General features: G+C 61.6%; 37 protein-coding genes and 4 pseudogenes. 21 read left to right on the forward strand and 20 right to left on the reverse strand.

Annotation, left to right across the window (positions count from 1 at the left end; all coding sequences use genetic code 11):
* Positions 1 to 12: 12 nt before the first annotated feature.
* Positions 13 to 189 (reverse strand): hypothetical protein, encoded by a 177-nt coding sequence (locus tag NKI31_RS16510; protein WP_023671438.1) that lies wholly within the window; start codon positions 187 to 189, stop codon positions 13 to 15.
* Between the two features lie 142 nt (positions 190 to 331).
* Between NKI31_RS16510 and NKI31_RS16515 the strand changes: the two are divergent.
* Together NKI31_RS16515 and NKI31_RS16520 are read left to right on the forward strand one after the other, a co-directional pair.
* Positions 332 to 487: pseudogene (locus NKI31_RS16515) on the forward strand (SDR family oxidoreductase); the annotation flags it as partial.
* Positions 488 to 575: 88 nt separating this feature from the next.
* Complete coding sequence (locus NKI31_RS16520) at positions 576 to 740, forward strand: hypothetical protein (protein ID WP_023685945.1); 165 nt, start codon at positions 576 to 578, stop codon at positions 738 to 740.
* Here NKI31_RS16520 and NKI31_RS16525 read toward each other — a convergent pair.
* The gene (locus NKI31_RS16525; protein ID WP_352652109.1) at positions 737 to 1,102 is read right to left on the reverse strand and encodes a VOC family protein; all 366 of its coding nucleotides are present in this window, start codon (positions 1,100 to 1,102) and stop codon (positions 737 to 739) included. The two genes, NKI31_RS16520 and NKI31_RS16525, sit on opposite strands and share 4 nt — an antisense overlap.
* An 83-nt stretch (positions 1,103 to 1,185) precedes the next feature.
* Entirely contained in the window at positions 1,186 to 1,743 is a 558-nt protein-coding gene (locus NKI31_RS16530) for an RBBP9/YdeN family alpha/beta hydrolase (RefSeq protein ID WP_352652110.1), read from the reverse strand.
* A 114-nt stretch (positions 1,744 to 1,857) separates the two neighbouring features.
* On the opposite strand from NKI31_RS16530, the gene NKI31_RS16535 reads away from it, so the two are divergent.
* Both NKI31_RS16535 and NKI31_RS16540 read left to right on the forward strand, forming a co-directional pair.
* Positions 1,858 to 2,331: an Lrp/AsnC family transcriptional regulator gene (locus tag NKI31_RS16535; RefSeq protein ID WP_023693744.1), complete on the forward strand. Its 474-nt coding sequence runs from the start codon at positions 1,858 to 1,860 to the stop codon at positions 2,329 to 2,331.
* A 145-nt stretch (positions 2,332 to 2,476) separates the two neighbouring features.
* Positions 2,477 to 2,890, forward strand: a complete 414-nt coding sequence (locus NKI31_RS16540; protein ID WP_352652111.1) for a DoxX family protein — start codon at positions 2,477 to 2,479, stop codon at positions 2,888 to 2,890.
* Positions 2,891 to 2,912: 22 nt separating this feature from the next.
* Here NKI31_RS16540 and NKI31_RS16545 read toward each other — a convergent pair whose 3' ends face one another.
* The 6 genes from NKI31_RS16545 to NKI31_RS16570 all read right to left on the reverse strand — a co-directional run bounded on the left by NKI31_RS16545 (position 2,913) and on the right by NKI31_RS16570 (position 6,209).
* Positions 2,913 to 3,218 carry a hypothetical protein gene (locus NKI31_RS16545; RefSeq protein WP_023671444.1) on the reverse strand — a complete coding sequence of 102 codons (306 nt, stop codon included), beginning with the start codon at positions 3,216 to 3,218 and terminating at the stop codon, positions 2,913 to 2,915.
* 94 nt (positions 3,219 to 3,312) lie between these two features.
* Positions 3,313 to 3,582, reverse strand: a complete 270-nt coding sequence (locus NKI31_RS16550) for a hypothetical protein (RefSeq protein ID WP_352652112.1) — start codon at positions 3,580 to 3,582, stop codon at positions 3,313 to 3,315.
* Between the two features lie 114 nt (positions 3,583 to 3,696).
* The gene (locus tag NKI31_RS16555; protein ID WP_023689866.1) at positions 3,697 to 3,891 is read right to left on the reverse strand and encodes a hypothetical protein; all 195 of its coding nucleotides are present in this window, start codon (positions 3,889 to 3,891) and stop codon (positions 3,697 to 3,699) included.
* A gap of 42 nt (positions 3,892 to 3,933) precedes the next feature.
* Positions 3,934 to 4,377, reverse strand: coding sequence for a Ros/MucR family transcriptional regulator (locus NKI31_RS16560; RefSeq protein WP_023671447.1), 444 nt, complete (start codon positions 4,375 to 4,377; stop codon positions 3,934 to 3,936).
* Between the two features lie 247 nt (positions 4,378 to 4,624).
* Positions 4,625 to 5,440: a class I SAM-dependent methyltransferase gene (locus NKI31_RS16565; protein ID WP_352652113.1), complete on the reverse strand. Its 816-nt coding sequence runs from the start codon at positions 5,438 to 5,440 to the stop codon at positions 4,625 to 4,627.
* Between the two features lie 97 nt (positions 5,441 to 5,537).
* Positions 5,538 to 6,209, reverse strand: a complete 672-nt coding sequence (locus NKI31_RS16570; RefSeq protein WP_352652114.1) for a hypothetical protein — start codon at positions 6,207 to 6,209, stop codon at positions 5,538 to 5,540.
* Positions 6,210 to 6,364: 155 nt separating this feature from the next.
* Between NKI31_RS16570 and NKI31_RS16575 the strand changes: the two genes are divergently transcribed.
* Together NKI31_RS16575 and NKI31_RS16580 are read left to right on the forward strand one after the other, a co-directional pair.
* On the forward strand, positions 6,365 to 6,823 hold the full coding sequence (locus tag NKI31_RS16575) for a Panacea domain-containing protein (RefSeq protein WP_023819037.1): 459 nt from the start codon (positions 6,365 to 6,367) through the stop codon (positions 6,821 to 6,823).
* 13 nt (positions 6,824 to 6,836) lie between these two features.
* The gene (locus NKI31_RS16580; protein WP_023749530.1) at positions 6,837 to 7,205 is read left to right on the forward strand and encodes a hypothetical protein; all 369 of its coding nucleotides are present in this window, start codon (positions 6,837 to 6,839) and stop codon (positions 7,203 to 7,205) included.
* Positions 7,206 to 7,249: 44 nt separating this feature from the next.
* On the opposite strand, the pseudogene NKI31_RS16585 reads toward NKI31_RS16580, so the two are convergent.
* A pseudogene (locus tag NKI31_RS16585) lies at positions 7,250 to 8,232 on the reverse strand (IS1595 family transposase).
* A 422-nt stretch (positions 8,233 to 8,654) separates the two neighbouring features.
* Here NKI31_RS16585 and NKI31_RS16590 point away from each other — a divergent pair.
* From NKI31_RS16590 to msrA, 10 genes and pseudogenes are all read left to right on the forward strand, one after another.
* Positions 8,655 to 9,080: a hypothetical protein gene (locus NKI31_RS16590; RefSeq protein ID WP_023730425.1), complete on the forward strand. Its 426-nt coding sequence runs from the start codon at positions 8,655 to 8,657 to the stop codon at positions 9,078 to 9,080.
* Entirely contained in the window at positions 9,073 to 9,462 is a 390-nt protein-coding gene (locus tag NKI31_RS16595) for a hypothetical protein (RefSeq protein ID WP_352652115.1), read from the forward strand. Before NKI31_RS16590 ends, NKI31_RS16595 begins: the two co-directional genes overlap by 8 nt.
* A pseudogene (locus NKI31_RS16600) lies at positions 9,362 to 10,060 on the forward strand (terminase large subunit domain-containing protein); the annotation flags it as partial. The gene NKI31_RS16595 and the pseudogene NKI31_RS16600, both read left to right, overlap by 101 nt.
* Before the next feature lie 255 nt (positions 10,061 to 10,315).
* Positions 10,316 to 10,966, forward strand: a pseudogene (locus NKI31_RS16605) (phage terminase large subunit family protein); the annotation flags it as partial.
* 1,366 nt (positions 10,967 to 12,332) lie between these two features.
* On the forward strand, positions 12,333 to 13,022 hold the full coding sequence (locus NKI31_RS16610) for a glycoside hydrolase family 108 protein (protein WP_352652116.1): 690 nt from the start codon (positions 12,333 to 12,335) through the stop codon (positions 13,020 to 13,022).
* The gene (locus NKI31_RS16615) at positions 13,019 to 13,222 is read left to right on the forward strand and encodes a Pam3-gp28 family putative phage holin (RefSeq protein ID WP_023689878.1); all 204 of its coding nucleotides are present in this window, start codon (positions 13,019 to 13,021) and stop codon (positions 13,220 to 13,222) included. The genes NKI31_RS16610 and NKI31_RS16615 overlap by 4 nt, the downstream gene beginning before the upstream one ends.
* A gap of 96 nt (positions 13,223 to 13,318) precedes the next feature.
* Positions 13,319 to 13,558, forward strand: coding sequence for a hypothetical protein (locus NKI31_RS16620; RefSeq protein WP_023684348.1), 240 nt, complete (start codon positions 13,319 to 13,321; stop codon positions 13,556 to 13,558).
* Positions 13,543 to 13,734 carry a hypothetical protein gene (locus NKI31_RS16625; protein ID WP_023671459.1) on the forward strand — a complete coding sequence of 64 codons (192 nt, stop codon included), beginning with the start codon at positions 13,543 to 13,545 and terminating at the stop codon, positions 13,732 to 13,734. The genes NKI31_RS16620 and NKI31_RS16625 overlap by 16 nt, the downstream gene beginning before the upstream one ends.
* Positions 13,735 to 13,737: 3 nt before the next feature.
* A complete protein-coding gene (locus tag NKI31_RS16630) occupies positions 13,738 to 14,061 on the forward strand; it encodes a hypothetical protein (RefSeq protein ID WP_023671460.1) in 324 nt (107 codons plus the stop codon).
* Between the two features lie 68 nt (positions 14,062 to 14,129).
* Complete coding sequence (gene msrA / locus NKI31_RS16635; protein WP_023671461.1) at positions 14,130 to 14,648, forward strand: peptide-methionine (S)-S-oxide reductase MsrA; 519 nt, start codon at positions 14,130 to 14,132, stop codon at positions 14,646 to 14,648.
* A 19-nt stretch (positions 14,649 to 14,667) separates the two neighbouring features.
* Here the strand turns inward: msrA and NKI31_RS16640 are convergent, their stop codons facing one another.
* On the reverse strand, positions 14,668 to 15,525 hold the full coding sequence (locus tag NKI31_RS16640) for a glycosyltransferase family 25 protein (protein WP_352652117.1): 858 nt from the start codon (positions 15,523 to 15,525) through the stop codon (positions 14,668 to 14,670).
* Positions 15,526 to 15,996: 471 nt separating this feature from the next.
* On the opposite strand from NKI31_RS16640, the gene NKI31_RS16645 reads away from it, so the two are divergent.
* Both NKI31_RS16645 and waaF read left to right on the forward strand, forming a co-directional pair.
* On the forward strand, positions 15,997 to 16,938 hold the full coding sequence (locus NKI31_RS16645) for a glycosyltransferase (protein ID WP_352652119.1): 942 nt from the start codon (positions 15,997 to 15,999) through the stop codon (positions 16,936 to 16,938).
* On the forward strand, positions 16,935 to 17,957 hold the full coding sequence (gene waaF / locus NKI31_RS16650; protein ID WP_023671465.1) for a lipopolysaccharide heptosyltransferase II: 1,023 nt from the start codon (positions 16,935 to 16,937) through the stop codon (positions 17,955 to 17,957). The genes NKI31_RS16645 and waaF overlap by 4 nt, the downstream gene beginning before the upstream one ends.
* 83 nt (positions 17,958 to 18,040) lie before the next feature.
* On the opposite strand, the gene NKI31_RS16655 is transcribed toward waaF, so the two are convergent.
* From NKI31_RS16655 to NKI31_RS16675, 5 genes are all read right to left on the reverse strand, one after another.
* Positions 18,041 to 18,235 carry a hypothetical protein gene (locus NKI31_RS16655; protein ID WP_023835341.1) on the reverse strand — a complete coding sequence of 65 codons (195 nt, stop codon included), beginning with the start codon at positions 18,233 to 18,235 and terminating at the stop codon, positions 18,041 to 18,043.
* Between the two features lie 569 nt (positions 18,236 to 18,804).
* Positions 18,805 to 19,275, reverse strand: coding sequence for a GFA family protein (locus NKI31_RS16660; RefSeq protein WP_352652120.1), 471 nt, complete (start codon positions 19,273 to 19,275; stop codon positions 18,805 to 18,807).
* 160 nt (positions 19,276 to 19,435) lie between these two features.
* Positions 19,436 to 19,729, reverse strand: coding sequence for a hypothetical protein (locus tag NKI31_RS16665; protein WP_023814798.1), 294 nt, complete (start codon positions 19,727 to 19,729; stop codon positions 19,436 to 19,438).
* A gap of 13 nt (positions 19,730 to 19,742) precedes the next feature.
* The gene (locus NKI31_RS16670) at positions 19,743 to 19,910 is read right to left on the reverse strand and encodes a Thivi_2564 family membrane protein (protein WP_352652121.1); all 168 of its coding nucleotides are present in this window, start codon (positions 19,908 to 19,910) and stop codon (positions 19,743 to 19,745) included.
* A 773-nt stretch (positions 19,911 to 20,683) separates the two neighbouring features.
* Entirely contained in the window at positions 20,684 to 21,010 is a 327-nt protein-coding gene (locus tag NKI31_RS16675) for a hypothetical protein (protein WP_023727873.1), read from the reverse strand.
* 274 nt (positions 21,011 to 21,284) lie between these two features.
* Between NKI31_RS16675 and NKI31_RS16680 the strand changes: the two genes are divergently transcribed.
* Positions 21,285 to 21,521 (forward strand): hypothetical protein, encoded by a 237-nt coding sequence (locus NKI31_RS16680; protein WP_023671471.1) that lies wholly within the window; start codon positions 21,285 to 21,287, stop codon positions 21,519 to 21,521.
* 762 nt (positions 21,522 to 22,283) lie between these two features.
* Positions 22,284 to 23,510: an anion transporter gene (locus NKI31_RS16685; protein ID WP_023709703.1), complete on the forward strand. Its 1,227-nt coding sequence runs from the start codon at positions 22,284 to 22,286 to the stop codon at positions 23,508 to 23,510.
* A gap of 93 nt (positions 23,511 to 23,603) precedes the next feature.
* Here the strand turns inward: NKI31_RS16685 and NKI31_RS16690 are convergent, their stop codons facing one another.
* Positions 23,604 to 24,194 carry a TetR/AcrR family transcriptional regulator gene (locus NKI31_RS16690; protein WP_027049699.1) on the reverse strand — a complete coding sequence of 197 codons (591 nt, stop codon included), beginning with the start codon at positions 24,192 to 24,194 and terminating at the stop codon, positions 23,604 to 23,606.
* An 81-nt stretch (positions 24,195 to 24,275) separates the two neighbouring features.
* Here NKI31_RS16690 and NKI31_RS16695 point away from each other — a divergent pair, with 81 nt between their 5' ends.
* Positions 24,276 to 25,160, forward strand: a complete 885-nt coding sequence (locus tag NKI31_RS16695) for a crotonase/enoyl-CoA hydratase family protein (protein WP_352652122.1) — start codon at positions 24,276 to 24,278, stop codon at positions 25,158 to 25,160.
* On the opposite strand, the gene NKI31_RS16700 is transcribed toward NKI31_RS16695, so the two are convergent.
* The 3 genes from NKI31_RS16700 to NKI31_RS16710 all read right to left on the reverse strand — a co-directional run bounded on the left by NKI31_RS16700 (position 25,136) and on the right by NKI31_RS16710 (position 26,766).
* The gene (locus NKI31_RS16700) at positions 25,136 to 25,447 is read right to left on the reverse strand and encodes a cupredoxin domain-containing protein (protein ID WP_023814796.1); all 312 of its coding nucleotides are present in this window, start codon (positions 25,445 to 25,447) and stop codon (positions 25,136 to 25,138) included. The two genes, NKI31_RS16695 and NKI31_RS16700, sit on opposite strands and share 25 nt — an antisense overlap.
* 10 nt (positions 25,448 to 25,457) lie before the next feature.
* Positions 25,458 to 25,982 carry a DUF4142 domain-containing protein gene (locus tag NKI31_RS16705; RefSeq protein ID WP_023697729.1) on the reverse strand — a complete coding sequence of 175 codons (525 nt, stop codon included), beginning with the start codon at positions 25,980 to 25,982 and terminating at the stop codon, positions 25,458 to 25,460.
* A 115-nt stretch (positions 25,983 to 26,097) separates the two neighbouring features.
* Positions 26,098 to 26,766, reverse strand: coding sequence for an RNA polymerase sigma factor (locus NKI31_RS16710; RefSeq protein WP_023705692.1), 669 nt, complete (start codon positions 26,764 to 26,766; stop codon positions 26,098 to 26,100).
* Between the last annotated feature and the right edge of the window lie 77 nt (positions 26,767 to 26,843).

Genomic DNA, 26,843 nt, shown 5'->3' on the forward strand with positions numbered 1-26,843 from the left:
CAGCCCGGCGAGCTACATGTTGCTTGCCGGCCAGATCGGCCGATGCGGACGATAAGGCGGGCGCGGCGCCGGCTTCAACGGGATGTCGGCGAGCGAGTTGCGGATCGGCCTGAACAGTATCGGCGAAGACGCGGCGCGGCGATGCAGTACCGCGGCCGACAGTTTGGCAATCAGATTTCGAACGTCCATGGGACACCTCGATCGCGTTGAGAGTCCCCCCATCGCGATCACCTACCACCTCACGCCCAGCATCCGCATTTAACTTTGATATAGGCCGGACGAATACGCGCGGCGCGCAATGTCTGCCGCCAACCCTTCTGCTGGTCTCAAGTCCGACAAGCAGGCGGCGGATGTGTCGCAGTTCGGCGCCAAGACCCCGGTGAAGCGCCCGGCCAGCCGGAGGAGATCGCGCCGGCCTATGTGTTCCTGGCCGCAATGTTCAAGCTACATCACCGGCGAGAGTCTGCCGATCCTCGGCGGCTATTGAGCGGCGTCGCCAGGCTGGCGGTCACGCATCCGAGCAGCGACGCCGCGGACGCTGCTGCAACCGGATGAATTTTCGTGCATTCTTGTGCATGGCCACAATGCTTCGAACCGACACGCCGGCAAAATGCTGCTCCTATTGCGGTTCGCGAGAGCATGACTACGAGGATTGTCCGAAGCGCAAAGCAGAGGCGGAGCGGCAGTGGGAAGGCCAGGCAAAGCCCGGCGCCGAATCCGAGGCGACGGCCGAAGTCTAGCTTGGCACGAACAGCTCGATCACGTTGCCGGACGGGTCTTCACAAAGAATCTGTCGCCCGCCCGGACCTTCGACGATCTGGTTGCGGAACCCCACGCCGGCCTCGCCCATCTTAGTCACGATTGACGGCAATTGCTCGACCTCGAGCACGAAGCGGTTCCATCCGCCCGGCTCGGGTGTCCGGCCGTCCGGCATCGGCCTGGCTGCCGACGCCAAGGGACCGGCGAGCCAGAGCGAGAGGTCGCCGCGCGTCAGGATGGCCATCGCCGGACCGAATTGCTGCTTCAGCGCGAAGCCCAGATGGCTTGTATAAAACGCGATAGACAGATCGACATCGCGGACCAGATATCGGACGGACACCATTCGCAGGCTCCCTCACAAAGGCCCCTCCCGAGAGATAGCTGGCGGGACAAGTCGGGGCAAGCCCGCGCGCACGCTTCGGGCGCCTACGGTGCGATTGCGTGGTCGGCCTGTCTCTCTCTCACGAAGGCCGTCAGCAACTCCATTCCCGCCGGCCAGTCGCCCAGCCCGCTATTGCTGTTGATGTGACCAAGCGGCCCGGCGATGTGCAGTTCGCTGCCCCATTGTGTGGCTTTCTCACGGGCATAGCCGTTCGGATCATAGGGATCGTCGGTGCTGGCCACGATCAGCGAGGGGAAGCGAAGCGGCCCGCGCGGCGTAGCGGCGAAGGGAATTCCGTAAGAGGGATAGACCGGCGAGGCCGGGTCGGGAACCGCAACCAGAAACGTCCCGCCGATCCGACGGCTCGACACCGCCTGCCAATGCGCGACCAGCAGGCAGCTGAGACTGTGGGCGACGAGCACCGGCGGGGTCTTTGCCTGTGACACCGCGACGTCCAGCGCCGCCACCCAGTCGTCGAAATCCGGCAGCTCCCAGCTTGCCGGGCTGAAGCGGCGCATCGCCGGGTCGGCCTGCTGCCAGCGTGTCTGCCAGTGGGCCTCGCCCGATCCGCCGCTGCCCGGCAGAATGATGAAGTCGGTCATGGAAAATCCTGTTTCTTCGCCGCAGATGAGGTCCCAATCCTAGGGCTTCTCCTTGTTCGCGGAATGAGAGATCATCGGAAAGCGACGACGAATTCCGATGGATTGAAGGTGTTCATGGCAAACGGCGATTACCGGCCACGGCTCGACCCCACCGACATGGCAATCATCGAGATCATGCAGGAGGATGGCCGCATCGGCATTTCCGAACTCGGCCGCCGCGTCGGCCTGTCCCAGCCCGCGACGTCGGAGCGGGTGAAGCGGCTGGAGGAGCGCGGCATCATCGCCGGCTACCGGGCCGCGATCGATCCCACCGCCCTCGGTCTCGGCACCATGGCCATGATCCGCCTGCGCACCACGCATGAGCACATCCAGACCTGCCTGAAGAAATTCGCGGCCATGCCGGAAGTGGTCGAGGTGCTGCGGGTGACCGGCGAGGATTGTTTTCTGGTCAAGGTCGTCGTCCCGTCGCCGCCCGACCTCGAAAGCATCGTCGACGCCATCGGCCGCTACGGCGCGGTGACGACCAATGTGGTGCTGCGCGCCGAGCCGCCGAAGCGGTTGGGGCGGGAGCTGATGGCGAAGCTCTGAGCGGGCGGCAATCAGGCTTGCCCGCAAGCTGCGGCCTTTTCAGAAGTTCTGCTTCGCCGGGAAAGAATTTTGCGGGACGATGTCGGATCGGCGGCGTCGCGCCCGTCCTTGGGATGAAACCCGTTGCAAACCTTTGGAGCACATCATGGAAGCCGTTCAATCGCCGTGGCAGACCACGGCTATTCTCATCGCCCGCCTGACCCTGGCCGCCATGTTCGCGATGGGGGCAGCGTTCAAGTTCATGGATATGAACATGACCGCCGGCTACATCGCCGCCGCCGGCTTCCCGTTCCCGCTGTTTCTGGCCTGGTGCGCCGCGATCCTCGAAACGCTGCTGGTGATCGCCTTGCTGACCGGAGCGTTCTTCACGCCGGCCGCCGTGGTCGCCGCCGTCTACGTGGTCTTCCTAGGCTTTGCCTTCCACGGTCCGTCGCACTGGGCCGGCAACCAGGCCGAGTTCGGCGCCTTCATGTCCCATTTCCCGTTCGCCGCCGGCCTGCTGTTTGCCGCCGTCCATGGACCGGGCAGCGTGCTGGCCTCGAAGCTCGGCCGAGGGTGAGGCCCCGCGTCGGCAGACCGCCTCACATCTGGTCGTTGTAGGGTTCCTTCATCTGGCCGACCATGCGGGCCAGTTTCGAGAAGGACGGCATGTCCGCCTCCGGCTGGCATTGATTGGCCAGTTCCAGCAGTCGGATCGGAAAGTTGACGGCGTCGCGGTTGGACTCCGACATGCCGTCGGACCGCTCCTCGCCGGTTTCGATGGCCTCGGCCTTGCGCAGCGCGATGTCGATATCCTCGACCGTGAGCAGGCCCTTGCGCACCAGCACCTGATTGATCGAAGCGACGGCCATCAGCAGGCCTTCGAGTTGCAGATTGGCGACGTTCATGGCTGTTGCTCCCATTTGGCTCAGGCTCAACGCATGAGCCGCTGTTACGATCCGGACGGGGATGCAAGCGATAGGCGTCGGCTGATGGCCTGCGCTACTCTTCCATCCAGCGGCGGCCATATTCGGCCCACAGCGCCTTGACCTCCCGGCTGCCGAGGCGAGGGGCCGAGCCGTCGCCATAGGCGATCGAAACGCCGCTGATGTCGTAATGGGGATGGGCGTCGATGACGAAGCGGATCGCCTCGCCGAGCGGCCTTCTGCCGATGACCGGATCGGCCTGGCCTTGGCCGACGCTGCGAACGCCCGAAACAGTGGCTGGCGCTTGCCGCATCCTGAACACGGATGCCATGACTGGTTTGTCCATCCCGCTCTCCCCCGAGTTGGATTGGAATGATTCCATAAGAGCCAGCTAATGACCAGTCGCTAGACGGCCTGTCGAAGGCTGCGTCTTGTATCCTGCAGCCGGTTGAAGGACTGTTCAGGCCAGCGGATCCGCCGCCGGCGGCCTGGCGGGAAGGCCGAGCCTTGTCCGCTCGCCGTCGGCAAACTCCTCGGCCGCTTCCTGGGCCATGAACAGATGCTGGGTCACCGTGCCATTCTCGGCAACCAGCACCGCCCATTGGCGGCGGTCGACACGTTCCACGCGAACGTCATTGGGCTCTCCGGCCACCATGATCGTCCTCCAGCAGGCGTACGGCACGGAGGGGGCGTGCCTTTACGCCTTGGTCTTGCTCTTGGCCGGCGCCTTGGCGGCCGGGGCCTCGGGTGTTCTGATGCCGAGCCCGAACTCCTTTGCCAGCTCCGATCGTTTGGCGGCGTAGCTGGGCGCCGTCATCGGATAGTCGCCGGGCAGGTCCCATTTGGCGCGATAGGCTTCCGGCGTCATGCCATGGGCGGAGCCGAGATGACGCCGCAGCGACCTGAACTTCTTGCCATCCTCGAGGCAGTAAATGAAATTCGGCGTTACCGAGCGCTTGCGGTTGACCGCGGGCTCAGGCGCAGGTTGCGGCGGAGCAACGGGATTGTCCACGGCCGCGAGCGCTGCATTGACGCTCTCGATCAACGCCGGCAGGCTATCCGGAGGCACTGAATTGTTGCGCACGAATGCCGCGACGATGTCGGCGGTCAGATTTATATTTCGGATTTTGTCCTCAGACATGGCTTCTTTTGCCCCCTTGATGCCAAAGGGCAAATTATCAGACAACATCAGCCGACGGCATGGCACTTTAGAACATATGCATATGACTTGACGCCGGATGTGGTAGCGCTAGCATCGCCGAGTCTCCGATCGATGTCGATGTAGGAATTCTTTCCTGACATATCTTGACCGGTGATGGCAGCTATGCTATGATTTGTTCATGGTGCTGATTTGCGCCAGCAACCCGCCGCCCAGGCGGGTTTTTGTTTCATGCCGGCTTGGAAACAATAACGGCCAGTGACGCGAGTTTTCCCTCGCTCAGGCTGCTTATGTAGTTTTTTCGCCGACGCACGAACTCGGCGCCGAGCACGATCTCATTGGCCTGCTGCTGGGCGGGCGAGGGCACGATGCCGGAATTTGCCCGTTTCAACGCCAGCTCGACGTGATCGCCGGTTTCGTCGATGACATCGTCGACCCGGAATCCGGCTGAAGCAAACAAGACCTTCAGGGTCTCGCCGTCGACAAGATGGCTGGCCGCCGGCGACACCGCCCAAGGCAAGGGATAGGTAGGCTCGCCCCCCGCCAGCACCGCCTCGGTCCAGACAAGCCTGGCTTTCGGCTTCAGCACGCGCCACGCTTGCCCGATGACCGCGGCCTTGTCGGCGATATTCATGCCGACATAGAAGCAGATCGCCGCGTCGAATGTGTCGTCCGCAAAAGGCAGCCTTGTCGCATCGGCCTCATGAAAACGGACTTTGTCACCGAGGCCGCAGAGTTCGGTCAATCGGCGGGATGCCTCGACAAACGCCGATGTCAGGTCGACGCCGTCGACGCTGCATCCATAGGTCTCGGCCAGAAACCGGGCCGGGCCGCCAATGCCGCTGCCGATGTCCAGAACCCGATCAGAAGCGGAGGGCGCAAGACGCGCGGCATGGTCCTGCGTGGCGATCAGCTCGCGGCCATGAAGCTGGTCGAACGGATAGAGTTGTTTGGCCGCGAGGCTGTCGGCCCTGGCGTCCGGCACAGCCGACAGGATGCGCTCGACGATGCCGCCGCTGCCATAGTGACTGGTCACATTGCTCATTGCGCTCTCCGACGAGACGCAGCATCCCATCGATGCTGCCCTTGCGCAATGCGCGGCCGCGCCAAGACGCGGCTTTGACCGAAGTAGGAATTAGTTCCTAATTATATACTTGAGAAAGTATGGGAAAATGTCCTATGATTCGAGCCGACAGGCCGGCACTGATCTGAAAGCGCAAATAGAGGCAGGGACGCGGAGCTAGAAGGTGATATCTTCGCGGACACCGCGAAGCGCATTCCTCGACCTCGTTCTCAGTGAACAGACCGAACTTCCTGAACATGAACACAGCCAAAGCCAGCGTTAGTTTGGCGCATGATTCGCTGGTCACATGGATGAAACCCATGGTGACCTCCTTGTGTTCTATGGATTCCATGGCTGGTCGTTCGAAGCGCGACAGATTGAAGGGTTGCTCGAAGAGCGTGCCGCCAATCATGGATGCGGTCCCGTGGATGCACCAGTTTCTATCATCCAGGATTCTGAAGGCAGCGTTCGCAAGCTCCTCAGCCCGTGGAACGGCCCCAGCAAGCTCTGGTATTGCTTTGATCGCCTTTTGGAAGAATCGGATTTTTGCCCGCGCATTCAGGGGCAATGTAGTAACTAGCGAGCTAGCGCCTTTCTCATAAAATAGGATAGAAATGCAGTGGTCGAACCCGTGTTCGGCAGCAGCCCAATTGATGGCTAACTTGCCGATGGCGCGTTCAAAATCTTCTCGCTGGATAGGGTCCAATGAAAGAATCAGCCAACCGTGATAGCGACAAAACCAACGATACACGCTCCAACGAGACGGTACAGCGGATGCTGAAGACGCGCCCAGATCGCACCATGAAGAAAAGCATAAGACAGACCAGAAGACGCAAAAGTCCGAAAATAAGGCCGAAAAGCCTGAATAATTGGACTTTTAGCATGCACTCCTCATATTGAGGCACCATGCCATATGTTGATTCGCGGGCTATAGCCAATTGGTTCATTAAGCGCGCTAGACGCGATGGCGGTCGCGCGCTTTCAAATATGCAGCTTCAAAAGCTGGTCTATTTTGCCCACGGCTGGAACATGGCTCTTCATCGCCATCCACTTATCCGCGACGAGGTGCAGGCGTGGGAGTTTGGTCCCGTCATCCCCACTCTGTATCGCGCTCTAGCGCCGTGGGGGCCTGATCCGGTTACGCAGCCAATTGACGCCCCACGCGAGAATTTGGAGCCGAACGAGCGAGATGTTTTGGAGCAAGTTTACGCGGCATATGCGGATTATCCGGCGTCAACGCTCTCATCCCTGACCCACCGGCGAGGCACACCTTGGGAGAGGGTCTTTGAGCCCGGCCGTCGCGGCGTTGTAATTCCAGACAATGTGATTGCGGACTATTTCAGTGGACTCGCCGAAAAGCGCTAAGCCAGACGCCGATATGAAGGCCCTGGTAAGGGCCGAGGTGGAGTCGTTGCCCGCAGAGACGGACGAGTCTCAGGCGATTTACGAGCTTGAGAAGGCGCGGCTGGAAAATGAGAAGCTGCGCACGCAAATCGACAGCCTAAAAGAAGGCGTGACTGACCAGCGGGCCGACCGAAATCTCAGGCAGGGGTACGCCGACAAAGCATTCCGCTTCCTAATTGTCTTCTCGGCATTCTCAGGGATTATCCTGATCGCACAGGGAATTCCGAGTTGCCCCTTCAAGCTGGACGATAAGGTCGTCATCACTCTTATTGGATCTACAGCGGTGGCTGTCGTGGGCTTGGTGGGCTGGATCGCTCGGGGCCTGTTCAAAGCCCCGAGCTAGAGCCCTTACTACTTCGAATTGCCATCAACCGGCGCGCCTTCTGCTTAGGCGTGACCGGCTTCACCAATCCGCCGATAGGTAAGGCGCTTGCCTTCGATCATTGCAAGCAACTGGTCGTGGCGTTCGGTGTCAGTCACCTTAAGAGCCGTGCGACGATTGTAGCGGAAATCGAACTCAGCAAGGTAGCGGTGCAAGTGAGCTTCGCCGCAATGCTGGTAGACGCCAACCATGCCGCGCTTGAACACTGAGAACACGCCTTCAATCGTATTGGAGTGGATCGTCTCTGCGCCTTCGTAGCGTACGTATTCGCCAGCGGCGTGATTGGTCGTCTTGTGCGATGCATGTTCATCGCCAGTGCGCGTGTAGAGGCGCGACGAGTCGGTATAGAGCGTCGTGTCGCGAGACACGTTGCGGACCAGCACATCGCGCACGGTAGAGGCCGTGGCGTCGTTCAAATGGAACATACGGGCTTTGCCGCCGCGCTCGACCAGACCAACCACAATGCGCTTATGCGCGCCGCCGCCTTTGCCCTTCTTGGTGAAGGGGCGGCCCTTGCGCTGCTCTGAAACGCGAGGCGTCTCACGCTTGCCGATGTAGGTCTCGTCGGCCTCGACGGTCTTGCCTTCGCCGCCAAGCGGCCCGGAAGACTTCACGTCTTCCTTCATGGCTTCGCGAATGCGGTGCGCCATAAACCAAGCTGTCTTGTAGGTGACGCCGAGCATACGGTGTAGCTGGTGAGCGGACATGCCTTTCTTGGATGAGGCATACAGATGCGAAGCCAGCACCCACTTGTGCAGGCCGATCTTGGAACGCTCGAATACAGTGCCAACCGTGACAGAGAACGGCGCACGGCATTCGTTGCATTTGTAGACACCGGGGCGCGTGGACTTGCCCGCCAGTTTGGCAATGCGCTCAGGATTGGCATTGCCGCAATGAGGGCAGAACGGGCCGTGGGGCCAATGGATAGCCTCCAAATGCTCGCGGGCTTGTCGGCGTCGTGGTAAATGGCGTTGGTCAGATCGAACATTGCGATAACTCCTTGGATTCGTTATCGCAAATCCGTCTGGTACGTCGAGTATATAGTTAGGAATTATTTCTTATTGGTATTGACGGGTGAGGGCAGCTTTGCTATTATTTACCCATGGTGCTGATTTGCGCCAGCGACCCGCCCACAAGGCGGGTTTTGTGTTCCTGATGCCCACAACGTGCGGATATCGGATGTCGGCGGGACAGCACCCCCCTCTGGCCTGCCGGCCATCTCCCCCTCAAGGGTCCCTCAAGGGGGAGATCGGACTGCCGCTTTGCTTTCGCCAATCGTCAGCGCTGCAAATTGGTCGCGACCCTGGAGCTGCCAATCTCCCCCCTAGAGGGGGAGATGTCCGGCAGGACAGAGGGGGGCGTGAAGGAACGCTATCCTCGGTTCATTCTGCCTTATCCGCGAGGCCTCCCTTGTCCAACCGCTATGCCACCATCATCACCGACGATGACGGCCGCGAGGTCGTCAGCGCCATTGGCGTGTTCGAGGGCGCTGCCCCGCAGGCGCGCATCGGCCGTATCGAGCCGGTCGTGCCGGGCGTGCTGATCGGCATGGTTCGCGGTGGTCCTGTCGATGCCATCGGCGGCTTCGGCTTTCCACGCGGCGCGCACGACGCAAGGGCGATCGCCAGGGCAAGCCTGAAAGCCGCGTCTGCCGGAAAGCGCCACGCGCCGGCCGCTGATGCAGCCCGCAAGGCCGCCCCAACACGGTCAGGGCCAAAATCGGCACGGCGCAAGTCCGGCAAGATCAAGTCCGGCAAGATCAAGCGGGCAAGGCCGGCAAAGCAGGCGAAACAGGCAGCGACCGCCGAGCCCGCCGGGATCTCGGATCATGGCTGACCGGACGGCGCCGCGTGCGCGCCCTGACGGCAAGGCGCCTGCCGCCGCCGCTGCCAAGCCGAAGCGGACGAAGAAGACGCTTGGCGATGATTTCCTCGACGCGGTGCGCGCCGATTTCCGCGCCCATGGCGCCGGCGTCATTGCCGCGGTCCGGGCCGACAAGCCCGACCAGTATCTGAAGATCGTGCAATCGGTGCTGCCCAAGGATCTGGCCAAGGATTTGCATGTTTCATCTGACAATCTGGAAGCCCTGAGCGATGACGAGATCCGCCGCCGCATCCGTGGCCTCGAAGCCGTCCTCGGGCCGTTTGGCGACCAGCCTGAAGGCGCGCCGCCACTATCTGGCGCTGCTGCAGGAGCTGGACCGCAGGCGCAGGACTAACCAGCTTGCCGCCTACCGGCCTTATCCCAGGCAGGCGGAGTTTCACGCCGCCGGCGCGCAGAACCGGGAACGTCTGTTCATGGCCGGCAACCAGCTCGGCAAGACCAGGGCCGGCGGCGCCGAATGGGCCATGCATCTCACCGGCCGCTACCCCGCGTGGTGGCAGGGCAAGACCTTCGACACCCCCGTCAGGCTATGGGCTGCCGGCGTGACGGGCGAGGGCACGCGCGACAACCCGCAGCGCGTGCTGGTCGGCCCGCCGCAGCAGCAGGCGGCATGGGGCACCGGCATGATCCCGGCCAACGCCATCCTGCACACGACCATGGGCCGCGGCGCCCCGGGCGCGCTCGACAGCATCGTGGTGCGCTGGGGCGGCGGCGGCGACGTGCAGGCCGATGAATCGGTGCTTTCGTTCAAGAGCTATGAGAAGGGCCGCGAAAAGTGGCAGGGCGAAACCCTGCACGGCGTCTGGTTCGACGAGGAGCCGCCGCTCGATATCTATTCCGAAGGCCTGACCCGCACCAACGCCACCGGCGGCATCACCATCGTGACGTTCACGCCGCTGCTGGGCATGAGCGACGTGGTGTTGCGGTTCTTGACGGGTGAGGTGCGCGCTCTTCCTTCCCCCCTTGTGGGAGAAGGTGGATCGGCGCGATAGCGCCGAGACGGATGAGGGGTGTTCCAGCGGAGTGACGCGTCGGCGTTCCCTGGAACACCCCTCATCCGTCGCCTTCGGCGACACCTTCTCCCACAAGGGGAGAAGGGAAGACCCGCCGCGCTCCGGCCCAAAAATATCGTGTGCGAACAAAGCCATATCACGGCATCCCGAATCAATCCGGCAGGCCCCATGACCCGTCACGTCACCTTCATGACCATAGACGACGCCGAACACTATTCGCCTGACGAGCGCGCCGCGATCGTCGCCGCCTATCCCGAGCATGAGCGCGAGGCGCGGGCGCGCGGCGTTCCGGTGCTGGGCTCCGGCCGCATCTTTCCGATTGCCGAGGAGCTGATCGCCTGCGAGCCGTTCCGGCTGCCGCGCTACTGGCCGCGGATCGGCGCGCTCGATTTCGGATGGGACCATCCCTCGGCCGCCGTCGAACTCGCCTGGGATACGGAGGCTGATATCGTTTACGTCACCAAAGCAGCCCGGGCCTCGCAGCAGACGCCGGCGATGCAGGTGCTGGCCCTGAAGCCATGGGGCGAATGGCTGCCCTGGGCCTGGCCGCGCGACGGCCGCCGCGAGACGCTGGAAGGGGCGGGCACGGCGCTCGCCAGGCAATATGCCGCCCACGGCTTGAACATGCTCACCGGCCACGCCCGCTTTGCCGACGGCTCGGTCTCGGTCGAGGCCGGGCTGATGGAAATGCTCGACCGCATGCAGTCCGGCCGCTTCAAGGTGTTTTCGACGCTGCTGCCCTGGTTCGAAGAATTCAGGCTTTTTCACCGAAAGGACGGCAAGGTGGTGAAACTGCGCGACGATTTGATGGCTGCGACGCGATATCGCAAGCTGACGCTCGCCTATGTCAGCGGCGCCGGCACTTTGCCGACGGCGGCCAACGGCATCTGGCTGATGTTCGACCGGGCCGGCGACAGAGGCGCCGACGGGACGGGAGTAGGAGATTTTTTGGGGCCTGCGTCTTCGGCAACCGACAATATTGTCACTTTCGCGGGCACCACGGGCAAGGTGGGGAAGGATAGTGGGATCGCGGTGTCCAGCCTGGCGCCGAAGGCCAGCCCGACATTTACCGGGACGCCAACGGGGCCGACCGCAGCGCCTGGAACGAATACCACGCAATTGGCTACAACGGGGTTCGTCAAGGCTGGGTTTGATCTGAAACTTGATAGCCGACCCAACCTTGGTGTCGTCGCGCAGACGATCACCGATTGGAACAACGCCTTGGACAACGGCTGGTATATGGCCTCGGCGGCGGCTAATGCGCCAGACGGCGTAAATTGGTTCCTGGGGTTTGTGGAAGCGCACGGAAGCACTGGCTACCGGACGCAGACGGTGCATGATTTCGTCAACGACACTACGGCGGCAGACCAAAAGCTATGGCGGCGCAGGCAGGCTGGCGGTGCCTGGGGAGGATGGATCAAGCTGCAATGGTCGCAGGCCGAACAGGATGCACGCTATGTCCAGTCGTCCACGGCGTTGCTTCAGAAGTTTTATGAAAGCGCGCAGCAGACCATCACATCCGGCGGGTCGCTGACGTTGGCTCATGGGCTTGGGGTGAAGCCGAAAAATTACCTTGCATTCTTACAGTGCACCACTGCTGAGGGTGGCTATTCTATTGGAGACGAAGAACCTGTCTCGATTGGATCGCACGAAGCAAGCACCAATCGAGGCCTAAGTGTCGTTCCCGATGCTACAAATATGGTCGTTAGATTTGGGTCGCAGGCTTCTAGTGCCGTTCAGATTACACGCAAAGACACTGGTGGATTTCTAAATATTACCAATGCAAGCTGGCGGCTTGTCATTAGGGCATGGGCCTAGCATAAATTCCAGTGAATTCTTCAAAAGAAAGATCAAAAGGCCGCTCTCTCTTTCCGAGATATGGCGTCTGCCCAATCCACCACCGAATCTCAATAAGCCTCGGCTATTTTCGTCGTCGAAGCGCTTCTTGATCACCTTTGCCGGAATTCTTCCTAACACTGCATACGGAGGTGCATCTTCGATCACCATCGCAGCGGCGACGACGGCAATGGTGCCGTCGCTCGATTCGCCGTTCCGATCTCCTTTCCGGCCGACGCCACCAAATACCGCCCCGCCAAGGTCTCCAGCGACGTTGTCTCGATGATCGACGCCTAACCGCAAGCAGCTTCGCAAATCGACAACCTGCCTTTCGCGGGCAGAAAGGAAAACCCCAATGGACCGCAACTTCGCGCGGGCGCTTGCGCTCGTCCTCAAATCGGAAGGCGGCTGGTCCGACAATCCGGCCGATCCCGGCGGCGCAACCATGAAGGGCGTGACGCTGGCCAATTTCCGCCGCTACGTGAAGGCGGATGCGACGAAGGACGACCTTCGCCATATCACGGATGCTCAGGTGGCCACGGTCTATCGCCGCTTCTATTGGGATGCCGCTGCGGGCGCCGAGCTTCCCGGCGGTGTCGACTATGCCGTCTTCGACTTCGCCGTGAACAGTGGGCCGGGCAGGGCGGCTAAATATCTGCAGGCGGCAGTTGGCACCGCACAGGACGGCAGGATCGGCCCGGCCACGCTCAAAGCTGTCGGCGCCAGGCCACCGGGCGCAGTCATCGACGATCTTTGCGATGCCCGCCTGGCATTCCTGCGGCGGCTGCCGACCTGGCCGGTTTTCGGCAAGGGTTGGAGCGATCGCATCCGGTCGGTCCGTTCCCAGGCGCTGTTGATGTCGGCACTACAGCCCGCGGCACCTTTGCCGGGCACCCCGCCCCAGCCATCAGCGCTCTCGCCGAAGCCCGGCAGTGCGATGCCGCCGGTGTCTACCGGCGGGCGCGTCAGCCCCGTCGAACGCCTGCCGTTCTGGCGTGCGCTGCTTCAAATCCTGAAATCGATTTTCGCAAGGAGTTCGACATGATCGCCGTCTTCATCCGCATCGGCTTGCGTTACGGCGCCGGTGTTCTGGTCGCGCGTGGCCTGCTCGGCGCCGACGACGCGGCGGCATTTTCTTCCGACCCCGACATTCAAGCTGGTCTGGAGATCGCCGCCGGTCTCGCCATCGCCTCGGTCACCGAGACCTGGCACTGGCTGGCCCGCAAATCCGGCTGGGAGCACTGACATGGAAGGGTTTCAACAACTGCTCATCGCCTATCTCGAAGCCGCGAAACCCTATGCTATCGGCTTTGCCGCCGGGCTTGTCGCCGGGTGGCTGCTGTGAGCGCGCTCCTCGCCGTCCTGCTTGGCAACAAAGCGCTGCTGGGCTTCCTGGCATCGGTCATCGCCGCCCTTTGCTGGGGCGCTCACCAGCGGCTGGCCGGCGCCAGGGCCGAGCGCGGCAAACTGGCGGCCGCTGAGGCCGCGGCGCGCGCGGTCGCTGAGCAGGTGCAGAACGACGTCGGCGCATTGCCGGCGGACGCTGTTCGAAAGGAGCTGAAATCATGGGCAAGGGACTGATGCTTGCGCTGCTTGTGGCGCTTGCCGGGTGCACGACTGCTTCGGGCGGCTTCTGCGCGATTTCGAGCCCGCTGCGCCTGTCGGCCGAAGCCGTCGACGTCCTGTCGGACGCCGAGGCGAGAGCGCTCCTGGCGCACAACCGCAAGGGACAAAAGCTCTGCGGATGGAGGCCTTAGCCGATGCACGACCTCTTCGACATGCTCGGCATCAAGGGGCCGGTCGTCGCCGCCGGGCTAGCCGGCGGCGTGCTGCGAGCACTGTCGCGCCATCGCTACAAGCTGCGCGAGATGATTGCCTCGCCGATCTGCGGGGCGCTGGCGGCTGCGTATCTGACGCTGCCTGCCGTCGCCTGGGTCAGGGCAACCGGCATGCCTATCCCCGATCCGGCCGACGATACCACGACGCTCGCCGCCGCCTTTTTGATCGGCGTCTCGGCAATGTGGATTTCCGACATCGTCTTCGAGGTCATCGTGCGGCGGTTCGGCTCGGCCGGCAACGAGTGATGCACTTGAGATGCTGGAAGAAGCCAGCGACAATGCCTACCTAAGGAGCAATCCAATGGAGGTATGATATGGCGACGTCCACCGAACGTGCAGTCCTTGCCGGCGGCTGTTTCTGGGGCATGCAGGATTTGATCCGGCGCTATCCCGGCGTGATCTCTACCCGCGTCGGCTATAGCGGTGGCGATGTGCCCAACGCCACGTATCGCAACCACGGCAGCCATGCCGAAGCCATCGAGATCGTTTTCGATCCGGCCAGGATCAGCTTTCGCACATTGCTCGAATCCTTTTTCCAGATCCACGATCCGACCACCAGGAACCGCCAGGGCAACGATGTCGGAATGAGCTATCGCTCGGCGATCTTCTACACCAGCGACGAGCAGAAGCGCGTCGCCGAAGACACCATCGCCGATGTCGATGCCTCTGGACTGTGGCCGGGCAAGGTCGTCACCGAGCTTGCGCCGGTGGGCGATTTCTGGGAGGCGGAGCCAGAGCATCAGGACTATCTCGAGAAATACCCCAACGGCTATACCTGCCACTTTGTCAGGCCGGGCTGGAAGCTTCCGGTCCGCGAAAAGGCTGTTTCGTAACGCAGCCGCTATCGTCTGCTTATTTGGCGGTCGAACTATTCTTCCGCGCGATCGGTATGCCGGCCGCCTTGTTGAAGTGGCCGTGCTCGGGCTGCCCATAGATGAACGCGCCGTGGACGGGTTTGCCGTCGACCTCAGAGCCTGAGAACGCGACGGCCTCGATCTTCTTTGTTCCGGTCAGGCTCTGGTTTCGAAGATAGGCGAAGGTTCGCACCGCTTCTCCGACAATTCGATCGAGAAACGGTTTTGGCCGCCTCCCGGGCCGTCGCACGAGGCTTGGAAGGCGCTCTCGTCCCGAAACAAAATGGTGCTGTGCGCAAAGCGCCGGCATGATCTGATAGATTCGGTTGACCGAGCAGGTCATGAATCCTGGGTGAAAAAGAACGAAGTCGACCTCTCCTCTCAGATGCATGGTCCTGCGCAGCAATCTTTGCGCTGCCGATCTGGAGATGACATAGCCTGCGGCGCCCGCGTGCAGGCCATAAAGTCTGGCAAGCGAAAACCCATCATCGAGAGCGACTTCCTTGCGTCCGACCCTCACTTTGGCAAAATGCGTTTCCAGCTTGATCACATCGGCATCGCGCGGCACCCATCGATCGGAAGCAAGCAGCGAGCCGGCGCCCGCGCCGAAAACGACGTCGTCCTCGAAAACCGCGCCATATTGATCCGCGCCGTTCGCAACGATCTCCCAACACGAGCGGTGGCTCAGGAAACAGCAAACCTCAGCAGCGCTTAGCGGGCTTTTGGCGACAGAGCAGAAATCGGGGCAATCGATGGCGGAGACACGCTCAAATGGTACTCCGATCCGGCCGAACTCGGACGCGACATGCGCCAGCCGATCGCGAGAACGATCAAGATTGATCACCAGACACCTCATCAGCGCCCCCTTGTCCGGTGATCAGTGAATATCACGTTCCCGTGATTGCACAAAATTTGCTTACGTGCGGGGCAGTGGGTAGCGGCGTACGGTGCCGCCGGTTGGTTTTGGAGGTTGGGTGGACATTGACGGCGTCCCCCGCGTGGCGCGAGCCTTTACCGTGCGCGCCTAGACGAGTCGCCCTAGAAGCCGAAGAATTGCCGACCGATCATGTATCCGAGCGCGACGACCACAAGGGGAAACAGGGCGGGCGTCAGCCCACCAAGAGCGGAGGTCTTTGGCTGTTGCCTGGAGATGGTCCTGGGTGCATTGCCGAGATTCTTGGTCATCCGGTATAGTAGCAAGCGCTGATTAACGATTCCGTAACCCGATCGAGGCCGCCGCGGCTTTTTGCGTTTCTGGCGCGACCTTGACAATGCCCAGCCCGTGACGCAACTGGGCCGTCTTTGAGAGCATTGTGAGGCAAGGTCAATGCGGGTGACGCTCGTTTTGAAGGGCGTAATACCCTGCCGAGGTTACGGTGGGATTCAGCGTCAGGTCGAATGGCTGGCCACGGAGATGGTTCGTCTCGGACACGAAGTCGTGGTGATCGCTGGCCCTGGCTCCAGCCACCCGCTCTTCGAAGTCCGGCACGCTTCGACCGATGCCGAATGCCGGGCAGCCATTCCGCGCGACACGCAAATCGTCCACACCCATAGTTGGCCCGTCGAGGTGCCATTTCCAACGCTGAATACGCAGCGCGGCTTTATGCCGGACCAGCCCATGCCAGTTGCGAACTGGAGCTTTATCAGCGCCAATCATGCCCGCCAGCATGGGCGCGAGACATTCGTCCACAATGGCTTTCCGGTGGACGCCTATCGTTTGTCGGCTGCAAAGGGCGACCGCCTGCTATTTCTCGCCGGCATTGCACGATCAAGCAAAGGCCTCAACCGCGCCGTCGATCTCGCCAAAAAATTCGATTTCGGTCTCGATATCGCCGGTGGCTCGCGTTGGAAACTGCTGGGCCGAAGTCAGACCCGCCGCGAAGGGTTGTTTTTCAAGAGCCTTGGCAGGCGATACCGTTTCCACGGAATCGTTGACGGCGAGCCGAAGCTTCGCCTTCTCGGCGAAGCGCGAGCCTTCCTCAACCCCATCGCCTGGGAGGAGCCGTTCGGCAACGCACCGGTCGAAGCCATGTTGTGCGGCACTCCGGTGCTGACGACGACGCGAGGCGCATTGCCCGAGACGGTCGATGCCGACAGCGGGCGCTTCTTTGAGACCGATGAAGAATTTGCGGCCGCTTTCGAGGCCGTCGCCGACCTTACGCCTCAGCAATGCCGCGAATCGGCCGCGACGAGATTTCCCATCCAAAAAGCGGCGCGCGGCTATCTGGATCTCTATGCCCGCATCCTTGACGGCGAAGCGCTTCCTTGACGACCGGCGATCCAATCCTCTTCGTCGGCTTCCCCGCGGTCGGCGACTTCGTCCGTTGCCATTCCGCCATCCAGATCATTGCCGCGCGATTTCCTGATCGCCCCATAGATGTCGTCACCTCGCCCGTTGCAGCGCCGCTGGCGCGCCTGATGCCGCATGTCAGGAAGGGCTGGGCGCTTGCCAAGCGTCATCAGCGCCCCGGTTTTGGCGAGCGCAGCCGCCTGGTTGGCGAGTTGCGCAAGGAAAATTACCGTACGGCCTATCTGATGACCAGCAGCACCAAGGCGGCGCTGATGGCGTTCATGGCCGGAATAGAGGAGCGCATCGGCTATCCGCAGGAGTTGCAATTCGGCCTCCTCAATCGCTTCCCCGCCGGCTGGTTGGCCCATCTATGGGCCTTCGGACCCCGCAAGACGCGGCTGTTCGAGGAGGTCTGCTCGATTGCCTCGCTTGGCGAAAAGCCGGCTGCGGGCGCAGAGTGGCCGGCGCCCCGGCTTGTGGTCGATCCGGCCGAACTGGACGAATGGCGCCAGCACAAGAAGATCGATGCCGACCGACCGGCACTGGCGCTCTATACTGCCGACATTGAGAATTTCCGCTCATGGCCCGTCGAGCGCTTCATTTCGATCGCCAGAGACCATCATGATCGCGGCTGGGCAATCTGGATTGTAGGCGGACCGCGCGAGCACGCCGGTGCCGCAAAAATCCGCGCCGCCATTCCTGAGGCAATCGACTTCACCTCGACCCCGTCGATTGCTGACGCGATGTGCCAAATCGCTGCGTCGACCATGTTCCTCGGGGTTGATGGCGGGATTTCCCACGCCGCCGCTGCCCTGAACGTCCCATGCGCGCTCATCTACGGGCTGAATCGCCCCTATGTGCATGGGCCTGTAAACAACCATGTTCGCTTTATCGAACCGCCGCTTTCGACGCCCAGCTGGGTCAAGGACACGCGCGGCGTCAGCGAAACTCGGGTGAGGGAGGTTCTGGCTGACCTCTCAGCCGGTATTGCCAACTGACCGGTGGCCTCGCCGGCCCCAAGCGTCTGATCAAACGCTCCGTGGGGGCAACCATAGCCCCGTTTCGGGTTTACCCCTTGACACTACCCCTTGGCCCTGCGGTTTTCGGGCTCGTGATTGCCGACCCAATGTGCACGGATGCGGTCGCTGGCTTCAAGGTAGGCCATGTCGATGAGGTAGGTCAGAAGCTTCTGGCCGTCGGCTTCGGCTTTCTGCCGAAGCTCCCGCAGTATCCCTTGCGCGAACTGCAGGTTCTCCATTTTGCTCGGCTGGTCCATTGGTGCCCCCCAACGTCTGCGTATGAACTTTGCGCTGGCTATGCTGCATGAAGATTGCCGTGAAGTGGATATTGCACGTGCGGACCGCGATCCTGCGAAGGCGCTGGCTGCACGAAAATCGCCCCATCCGGCTTCAAGATTCGCTACACTATGTGACGGAAAGAAAATAAACAAAGCGTTCTTTTGTACAAGACAGCAAGATTCCTTCAGTTCACACCACGAGATACTTGGACAGCATAGTTGACGTAACGATATTGCGTGGTCTTAAGCTCTCGTTTCCAAACAAAATCTAGCATCGTTGCAACCACAAGACGAATTCCAGCTAACCGGGGCCGCTCCGTAGTCAATCGCCGGTTACAAACGGCACCGTGTCTCAGCCCAGGGCTTTGGCCAACCCATCGTTCCACGGCAGCGCAGGCCGGATGATCTACCGCCCGCCTTGGCTTGACGCCAAGGCGGGCTTTTTGCGTTTGGCTTCTACCGGGTGAAATGTTGTCGGACCCGGTCCTGTCGGCATCGGGCGGTGTCGAGAATGATTTCCTGCCTGCCGGCTGTCTGCGCCGCTCGCGCTAGGCCGACTTGCGTTGCGGCAAGCTAGACGGCGTTTCGACACCGTCAGAAATCGGTTCGGCTGTCCGGTTTGTCGGCTCGTCATCGACCCGGTCGTGCTCGAATTGCCGGGCAGCAGGCAAGGGTTGCAACCAGTGCTCACGGCGATTGACCCAGAGTTCATAGCTGGGCTCCAGCCCTTCGGTGGGCACCTCATCGAGGCTGCCAATTGTCACTTCCACCTCATTCTCCCGAACCAAAGGCACCCGGCCGCCGCAGGTGGGACAAAAACTTCTGTCGCCGTAGCTGTTGACGATACCCGTCGTTTCGAACGCCTCGAGCGGCCACACTCCAAACGTCGAAAAAGCCGACCCGCTAGCCTTGCGGCAGTCCTTGCAATGGCAAAGGCCAATCCGAAAGGGATCTCCCGTCACCGAAAACTGGATGCCGCCGCACAGGCAGCTGCCGCTCCGCCTTGTATCATTGGGCATGACCGCTCCTCCATCTGGTTGGGCATCACACCGCTACATCTTGCAGCGCCATGCGCACAATCAATTCACGCGCGGCGCAAGGGTTCCATGTCGCCTCGCGCAATGCATCGTCTGAACCGGGAGCGCCATGGCGACGACCGCCGCAAGGCTGCTGGATATGTCAGTTCGGGAAATCGAACACCGGTTCCCGGCACCAATAGACACGGCACTGGCCATCACGTGTCGGAACGGAGGCAGCGACCGGCACCTCCGGCCAGTCGCACTCGTTGCCGTATTGGCGGACATAGCGATCGTAAGTATTCCGGCCGGTCGTCAACACCGCCGAGTGATGGCTCTGGATCAGGTGCTGCGTCTCCTCGCAGCTCATCGAACGCGTGTCGGGTCGGGCGTAGGCCGTGCTTGTTGCTGCAAACAACGCCGTTCCAATGATCCATGCGATTGTTTGGGATGTCATGGCGATCCTTATCCTAAAATACGGCCAGGTATTTCAACAGCGAAATGATGCCGATAATGATGACAACGATCTGCGCGATCTGCCTCGTGCGGCCATCGAGCGGCAGACGCTGGATGAGATAGAGCACCAGGATGATCATCAGGAAAGTGATCAGAATGCCGATAAGTACCGATGAAGCCATGTCCCTCACTCCGTCTGGCTACGTCTGAGAAGAGTACGCAGCGGCAAACGCTCTGGCCCTTGATTGGTTCCTGTCGATGCGAAGCCATCGGCGCAGCGTAAAGGCTGCGAAACAACGTTCCGCGGCCTTTGAAGCTGGATGCCGATCAGGGCCTGTTTGCCGCAATGTTGTCGTTTGCCATCGGCGACACAGTTCCAGGCAACTTGTTGCTGGCGTCAGGCGGGGCTAACGGGAGAACCGCCTCGGGTTGACGAGCTTCCGACAAAGACGGCCTGAGTTGCGCTTCGTTGTCGACATTTGCGCGAGCCCTGAGATCCGGCGCCGCCCGGCGGGTGATCGCCTTTTCTGAGGAGAACAATTGCCGTCCCAAGGGGACGACGGGAACCGAAACCTCGCACGTGCATCTCAGCTACCGCGGAACGGGCAAATCGAGCAGGTGGGGAATTTGGGGTAGGGGAATACGTCATCCAACATGCGGGGATTGGAATCCCAGGTGTCGGGCCCGCCAGTTTGTTGGAAGCGTTGCCCGTTGCAGCCTACACCATCGACACACAGGGCCGCATCACCTTCTACAACGAGGCCGCCGAACCTGAGTGGGACGACGCGCCGCGGTTTTGGCTCCGTCGTGCTCAAGCGGGTTGCACCACAAGCGCTTAGCGGCACCGGACAACTGGAATTTGGGGAACAAGGCGTCGTCTGGACGCTCCAGGCGCCGCTGCGCTCGGTCCAAATCTCTCTCGCGGATTTTGTCGATTGAAAGAGCGGGTCGCGCCTTAGGACAATCCCAGCAGGGGAGCGGTTTGGCCGCCTGTGGTGTCGGAATTGCCGATGCCAGACAGTTCGTGCTTATCGTCGGCAAGCGAAGTCAATCTCCCCGCCTCGACGGAGGTCAGTCCGTCCAATTCCATCACCGCGCCGTAGAGTTGGGCCGTCTGCATCACAAGCCGCTCGACGTCTTCAAGGGCGACGTTCTCGTCCAGGTTACGCAATCGTATGTCCTCGGCAACCACCGCAATATTGACCATTCCGCGCGAGCGCAGCGCGCCCAGGACCCGTGAATTGAGATCCTCCCGTAGCCGAGCCGAATATCCGTAGCGCATGGAAACCTTCCTTTCAGGAGCCGGTTGTCCCGTCGTGATCAAGATGCGCCAACGACCTTCAGATGGCAAGAAGAATATAAAATATTCTCAAGTAAATCAAGTAGTTAGCAGACTGCGAGGGTTGTGCTATCGGCGTGTCTTCCTCATCGTTGGTCTTGTATGTGAGTCACCCATCAGCCTCTCTTGACGCGCTGCACGGGGACCCCTAGCTATACTGCAATTGAGACACATACTAACTCACCATATTTTTTGGTCTTGACGGTTGGAGGCGCGAATGGCCGAGCTGGAACGACCCGAGCGACTGCAGATCATGCTGACAGCCGAGGAATTGGCTGCCTTGGAAAACTGGCGCTTCGAAAAGCGCATGCCAAGCCGGTCCGCGGCGGTGCGGGAACTGCTGCGGCGCGGCCTGGATGCGGATGGATTCCTGACTGCGGGACAAGGAACTAAGTCTCAGGACTTTGGAATTCTGGGCAGCAGTGTGACTGGCGACGGCCAGTCGGGCGAGTAATTCGACGGCGGTTAGCCAACAATCGCTTTCCTGGAAGTGCCGCTAATTTATTGCGGTGGCGGAAACGCAAAGCGGGTCGGCTCTCGGCAGGGTACTGGTCTCAGCAGGGTACTCTTGGCGTATGGTTGCAAAGCCCGCTCCGGTTCGCCGGAGCGGGCTTTTTGCGTTTTCCCGACAGGCAATAGTCGCGATCGCTTCAGACACGCTCAAGGTTCTCTTCGCACTCCATGCACGCGACGCTGTGACCGGGGCAACTGAGCCGGTGTGTTCCTCCGGGGCAGCAATGGCCGTTCGAGCTGGCCCACCGGGCACAGACAAACACCTTGCGGGTTCCGTGACATTGTGGACATTCCATCGGACGCGCCAGCAGAGCCTCGTTCTCCGAGACACGGCATTCCCTCTCAAGAACCTGGACCATCTGAAACCCCAAGGCCGAAACATGGCTAAGCTATCCATACCCGGAAAGCCTAAATTAGAATTTAATTACATACGCCACGAGAGCCTTCCGAGGGGAAGTTCGCGGATGGCAATCTCAGGCCACCGGCAGTCCGCCGCGCGTGTCTCATTCCCAATCTCGGCCGTCTCAAGATCAAGCTCCGGTTGCTCCCGGCATCGGTCAACCCGCGATTTTGCCCACCGATTTTCGCATTCGGATCGTTATAGGCTTTCGCTTTGCTGGAGCGGCGTTAAAGCTGCCCGGCAAATGCCCGAGCGGGAACAGTCCGTTTCTGCGTCGGTTCGTTTGGACAAGGATGTCAGCCAATGACATTGATGGGCGCAGCGGCACTTTTGATCCTTGTCCTGACTTATGCCGGCGTCGCAATCGGGCGTATTCCAGGCCTCCGTCTCGACCGGGCAGGGATCGCCTTGCTGGGGGGGGCGGCGATGATCGCCATCGGCGCACTCAGTATGGAAGATGCCTATCGCGCCATCAATTTCGACACCATTACGCTGCTGCTCGGCATGATGATCGTGGTGGCGCATCTGAAGGTGTCCGGCGCCTTCCGGGCGCTTGGCGCCTACGCTATCGAGCATGCGCACGCGCCTTTCGTGCTGCTGGTGATGGTGACGCTGTTGACCGGCGTGTTGTCGGCGTTCCTGGTCAACGACGCCATCTGCCTGGTCATGGCGCCGATCGTCGTCCACGTCACCCGTGTCATCAATCGCAATCCCATTCCCTATCTGATCGCCACCGCCACCGCGTCCAACTGCGGCAGCGTCGCCACCATCACCGGCAACCCGCAGAACATGGTCATCGGCGCGCTGTCGGGAATTTCCTATCCAGCCTTTTCGGCCGCCCTGGCGCCGGTTGCCCTCTTCGGCCTCGTCGCGGTCGTCGTCATCGTGCGCATCGTCTACCGCGCCGAATTCGCCCGCACCGCCGATCTCAACCCGGAAGTCTATCGCGGCCGCATGCTGCCGGGACAGGTGCTGAAGGCGGTGGTTGTCTGCATTGGCCTGGCCATCGCCTTCTTCGCCGGCGTTCCGGTTGCCAAGGCAGCGCTCATCGGCGGCGCCATCCTGCTGCTCACCCGCGCCATCAAGCCGGCACGCATTTACCGCGAGATCGACGGCCCGCTGCTGTTCATGTTCGCCGGCCTGTTCATCGTTGTCGCCGGCGCCGAAAAGACGCTGCTGACGCCCGACATCATCGCCTCGGCCAAGAACCTCGGGCTGGACGACGTCTGGCGTCTATCGGGCTTCACCGCGGTGCTCTCCAACATCATGAGCAATGTTCCGGCCGTGCTGGCGCTGCGGCCATTCATACCCGGCCTTGAAAACCCCGGGCGTGCCTGGCTGGTGGTGGCGATGAGCTCGACGCTGGCGGGCAACTTCACCTTGCTCGGCTCAGTCGCCAACCTGATCGTCGCCGAACAGGCGCGGGCGGCCGGCACGCAGCTGTCCTTCTCAGCCTTCTTCAAGGTCGGCCTGCCACTGACGCTGCTGACCCTTGCCGTCGGGACGGCATGGCTGGCGGCTGGATTCTAGAGCAATTCCAGGAAAAAGTGTGAAGCGGTTCTCCGTCCGGAATTGCGTCAAAGAAATAGCGTGTTTCGCCGTCTTCATTAAACGGTGAACGCTCTAGCGGATAGTCGCCGATCCTGACCTTGCCCGAACCAGCGTTGCAGCGGCATGTCCGGCCGCCTCGACATAGTCGGGGTTGCGGTGGATCAGCATGATCGAGAACGCGCCGTCCATCAAAAGCACGATTTCGCGCGCCAGGGTCTGCGGCTCGTCGACGCCGTGGCCTGTGAGTTCGCCGGCCAGCCAGGTCTCGAAATTCTGCTTATGCCGCGCCCCCGCTTTAACGGCCGGGTGTCCGGGCATGGAAGCGAGTTCGGCTGCCGTGCGCAGAAAGCCGCAGCCTCTCCATTTCGGGTGCTTCGCCACGCGCGCCAGATTGGTGAAAATCGCCTCGACCTTGCGCTCGACATCGCCTTCGGCCGTCTCGAACCAGCCGGCCATCTGCTTGAGGTTCGGCTGGTCGCGACCGTCGAGATAGGCCGCGATCAAATCGTCCTTGCTCTTGAAATGATAGTAGAGCGTGCGCTTGGTCAGCCCGGCTTTTTCCGCCACTGCATCGACGCTGACGCGGCCGATCCCCTCGGCATAGAACAGCTTCGTTGCGGCATCGACAATGCGTTTGCGGGTAGGGCTTGGTGCTTCGCTCATACGCAAGTATACCGACTAGTGAATATACATACAACCGAAAGCCTGATCCTCTCCGTCGACAAACACAGGGAAGGAAAAGACATGACCGAGCTTGTGCTCACCGAGGCCCGCAACGGGATCGCCATCCTCACACTTAATCGGCCGGAAAAGCTCAACGCCTTGAACTATGCGCTGATTGATCGCCTGCTTGCGCTCCTCGATGCCGCCGAGACCGACGATGCCATCCGCGCCGTCATCCTCACTGGAGCAGGAGAGCGCGCCTTCTCCGCCGGCGGCGACATCCATGAATTCTCAGGCAGCGTGGACATCGGCGTCGACGTTGCCCTGCGCGACTTCGTCATGCGCGGACAGCGCCTGACCGCAAGGCTGGAGGCGTTCCGCAAGCCCGTCATCGCCGCCGTCAACGGCATCGCCTTCGGCGGCGGCTGCGAGATCACCGAAGCCGTGCCGCTCGCTATCGCCAGCGACCGCGCCTTGTTCGCCAAGCCTGAGATCAACCTTGCAATGCCGCCTGCTTTCGGCGGCACGCAGCGGCTTCCGAGGCTGGCAGGGCGCAAGCGGGCGCTCGAGCTGCTGTTGACCGGCGATTGGTTCCCGCCGCCGCGCGCCCTCGAACTCGGCCTCGTCAATCAGGTGGTGCCGCATGAGGAGCTGATGCCCGCCGCAATTGATCTCGCCCGTCGCATGACCAGGCATTCTCCTGCAGCAATTGCCTCGATCCTCACAGCAGTGGCGCGCGGCCTGAACCAGAGCATCGCGGATGGCTTGGCTGTCGAGGCCGAGCAGTTCGCCCGCATGGCTCCGACCGCTGATCTGCGCGAAGGGCTGGATGCCTGGATCGCACGCCGCCAGCCGGGCTGTCACGGCTCGTGGACGCACATCACCCGGCCGGATGAAGCCAGGCGAGCCTCAACGCAGCAGGACGGGCTTGCGGACCGCGATCAAGGCGCCGTCACGGCCAGATGACCTTTCATGTTGGGGTGGAAGCGGCAGAAATAGTCGACCGCTTCCGCCTTCTGCAGGGTCAGGCTCGCTGTTGACTTCGGCGGGATCATCACTTCCCAGCCGCCCTTGACGGTAGCCGTGTGGGCGAACACGTCATTGTTCACCCACTTGATCGTGTCGCCGACCTTCGCCTCGACGGTTGCCGGCGAAAAGACAAGCTTGTCGATGGTGACCTGGATGGTTTCGGCCTGCACGGGTGAGGTCCCGAAGACCAGCGCCAGTGCAATCCACAGCAGCCGTTTCGACATGGCCTGGTCCTTACTTCAGCATACCTGCAACATGCTCGGCGTGCTGTTCATGGCCCTGGAAAATCTTCAGGCCGGTCTGCAGCAGGCTCTTCAACTCGGCATTGCTGGCCGATGGGATCAAAAGGGTTTCAAGCGCGCCGTCGACCTGTTTGTGGTAGGCGATCTCGTTGTCGACATAGGCTTTGTCAAAGGCTGCGCCGTCGAGTTTGGCGAGCTTCGCCCGCTCCTCGGCCGCAGCCTTGGTCAGCGCCTGGCTGGTTGCGTTGTCTTCCGGCGTCACCTTCAGCTTCTTTACCAGTTCCAGTGCCTGCGCGTTGACCGCTTCGTGGTCGCGCACCATGTCGTTGGCGAAATCCACGACCTCCTTGGTCTTCGATTTCTTGATCGCCTGCTTGGCGGCTTCCACATCGATGACGCCTGCCGTGTAGGCGATGTGGGCGATCTGCGGGTCCGTCGGCTTGTCGGCGGCTTGTGCGAGCGGGGCAGCGCCAAGCAGCAGCAAGGCAGCGAGGGCGGCGGTGTGTCGGGTAAGCATGGCATCTCCTTCGCCCGGACGCGGGATCGCGCCGGGCCATGTTTTTCAGTTGACGGTCATTGGATGCGCAGCGGCGGCAAACGTTCCCGGGGAAATCGGCCAAATCAGCCGATGATCAGCTCTCCAGGCCGAGCCGCTGCATGACGGCGCTGGTCAGCCTGTCGCAGCGCCGGCCGGCAAACGGGAAGGCGTCGAGCAGCACCGGCCCGATCTGGTCGTCGAGTGCCTTGCGTACCAGGGCGCGGGCGCGGTGTAGCCTTGTCTTGACGGTTTCCGGCCGCACGCCAAGCAGCTCGGCGGTCTCCTCGATACTGAGCCCCTCGATAACCCGCGCCACGAACACCGTCCGATAAACATCGGGTAGGCTGTCGGTCGCCCGTTCCACCAACTCGAGGATCTGCCGCTGCGCCATCGTCCGCTCCGGATCGTCGCTGGGATTGAGGGGGAACTGGATGATTTCGGCTTGCGGGTTTTTCGCCACCGTCCGCCGCCTTTTGCGCAGACGGCCGAGCGCCTCGTTGATGACGATGCGCGACAGCCAGGTGGCCAATGAGGACTCCCCGCGAAAGGCATCGAGATGGGCAAAGGCTCTGACATAGGCCTCCTGGACGATGTCCTCGGCTTCAGCATCGTTGCGCACCACCCCGCGAGCGATGCGATAGAGCCGCTGATTATGGGTCTTCATGATGATGCGGAAGGCGTTGCCTTCGCGTGCCAGCGCGCGGCGCACGAGAAGCATCTCGCTTGAGGCAGCAGTGGGCATTGGTAGAGACATAGCAGGCATGGCCAGTTCCTCGATCCAATCCCCGTTCGAAACCTCGATCAAGACATTGGATGACATCGCCGGCAAAAGGTTCCCGG

The organism is Mesorhizobium sp. M0659, from assembly GCF_040320605.1.
Taxonomy (GTDB): Bacteria; Pseudomonadota; Alphaproteobacteria; order Rhizobiales; family Rhizobiaceae; genus Mesorhizobium.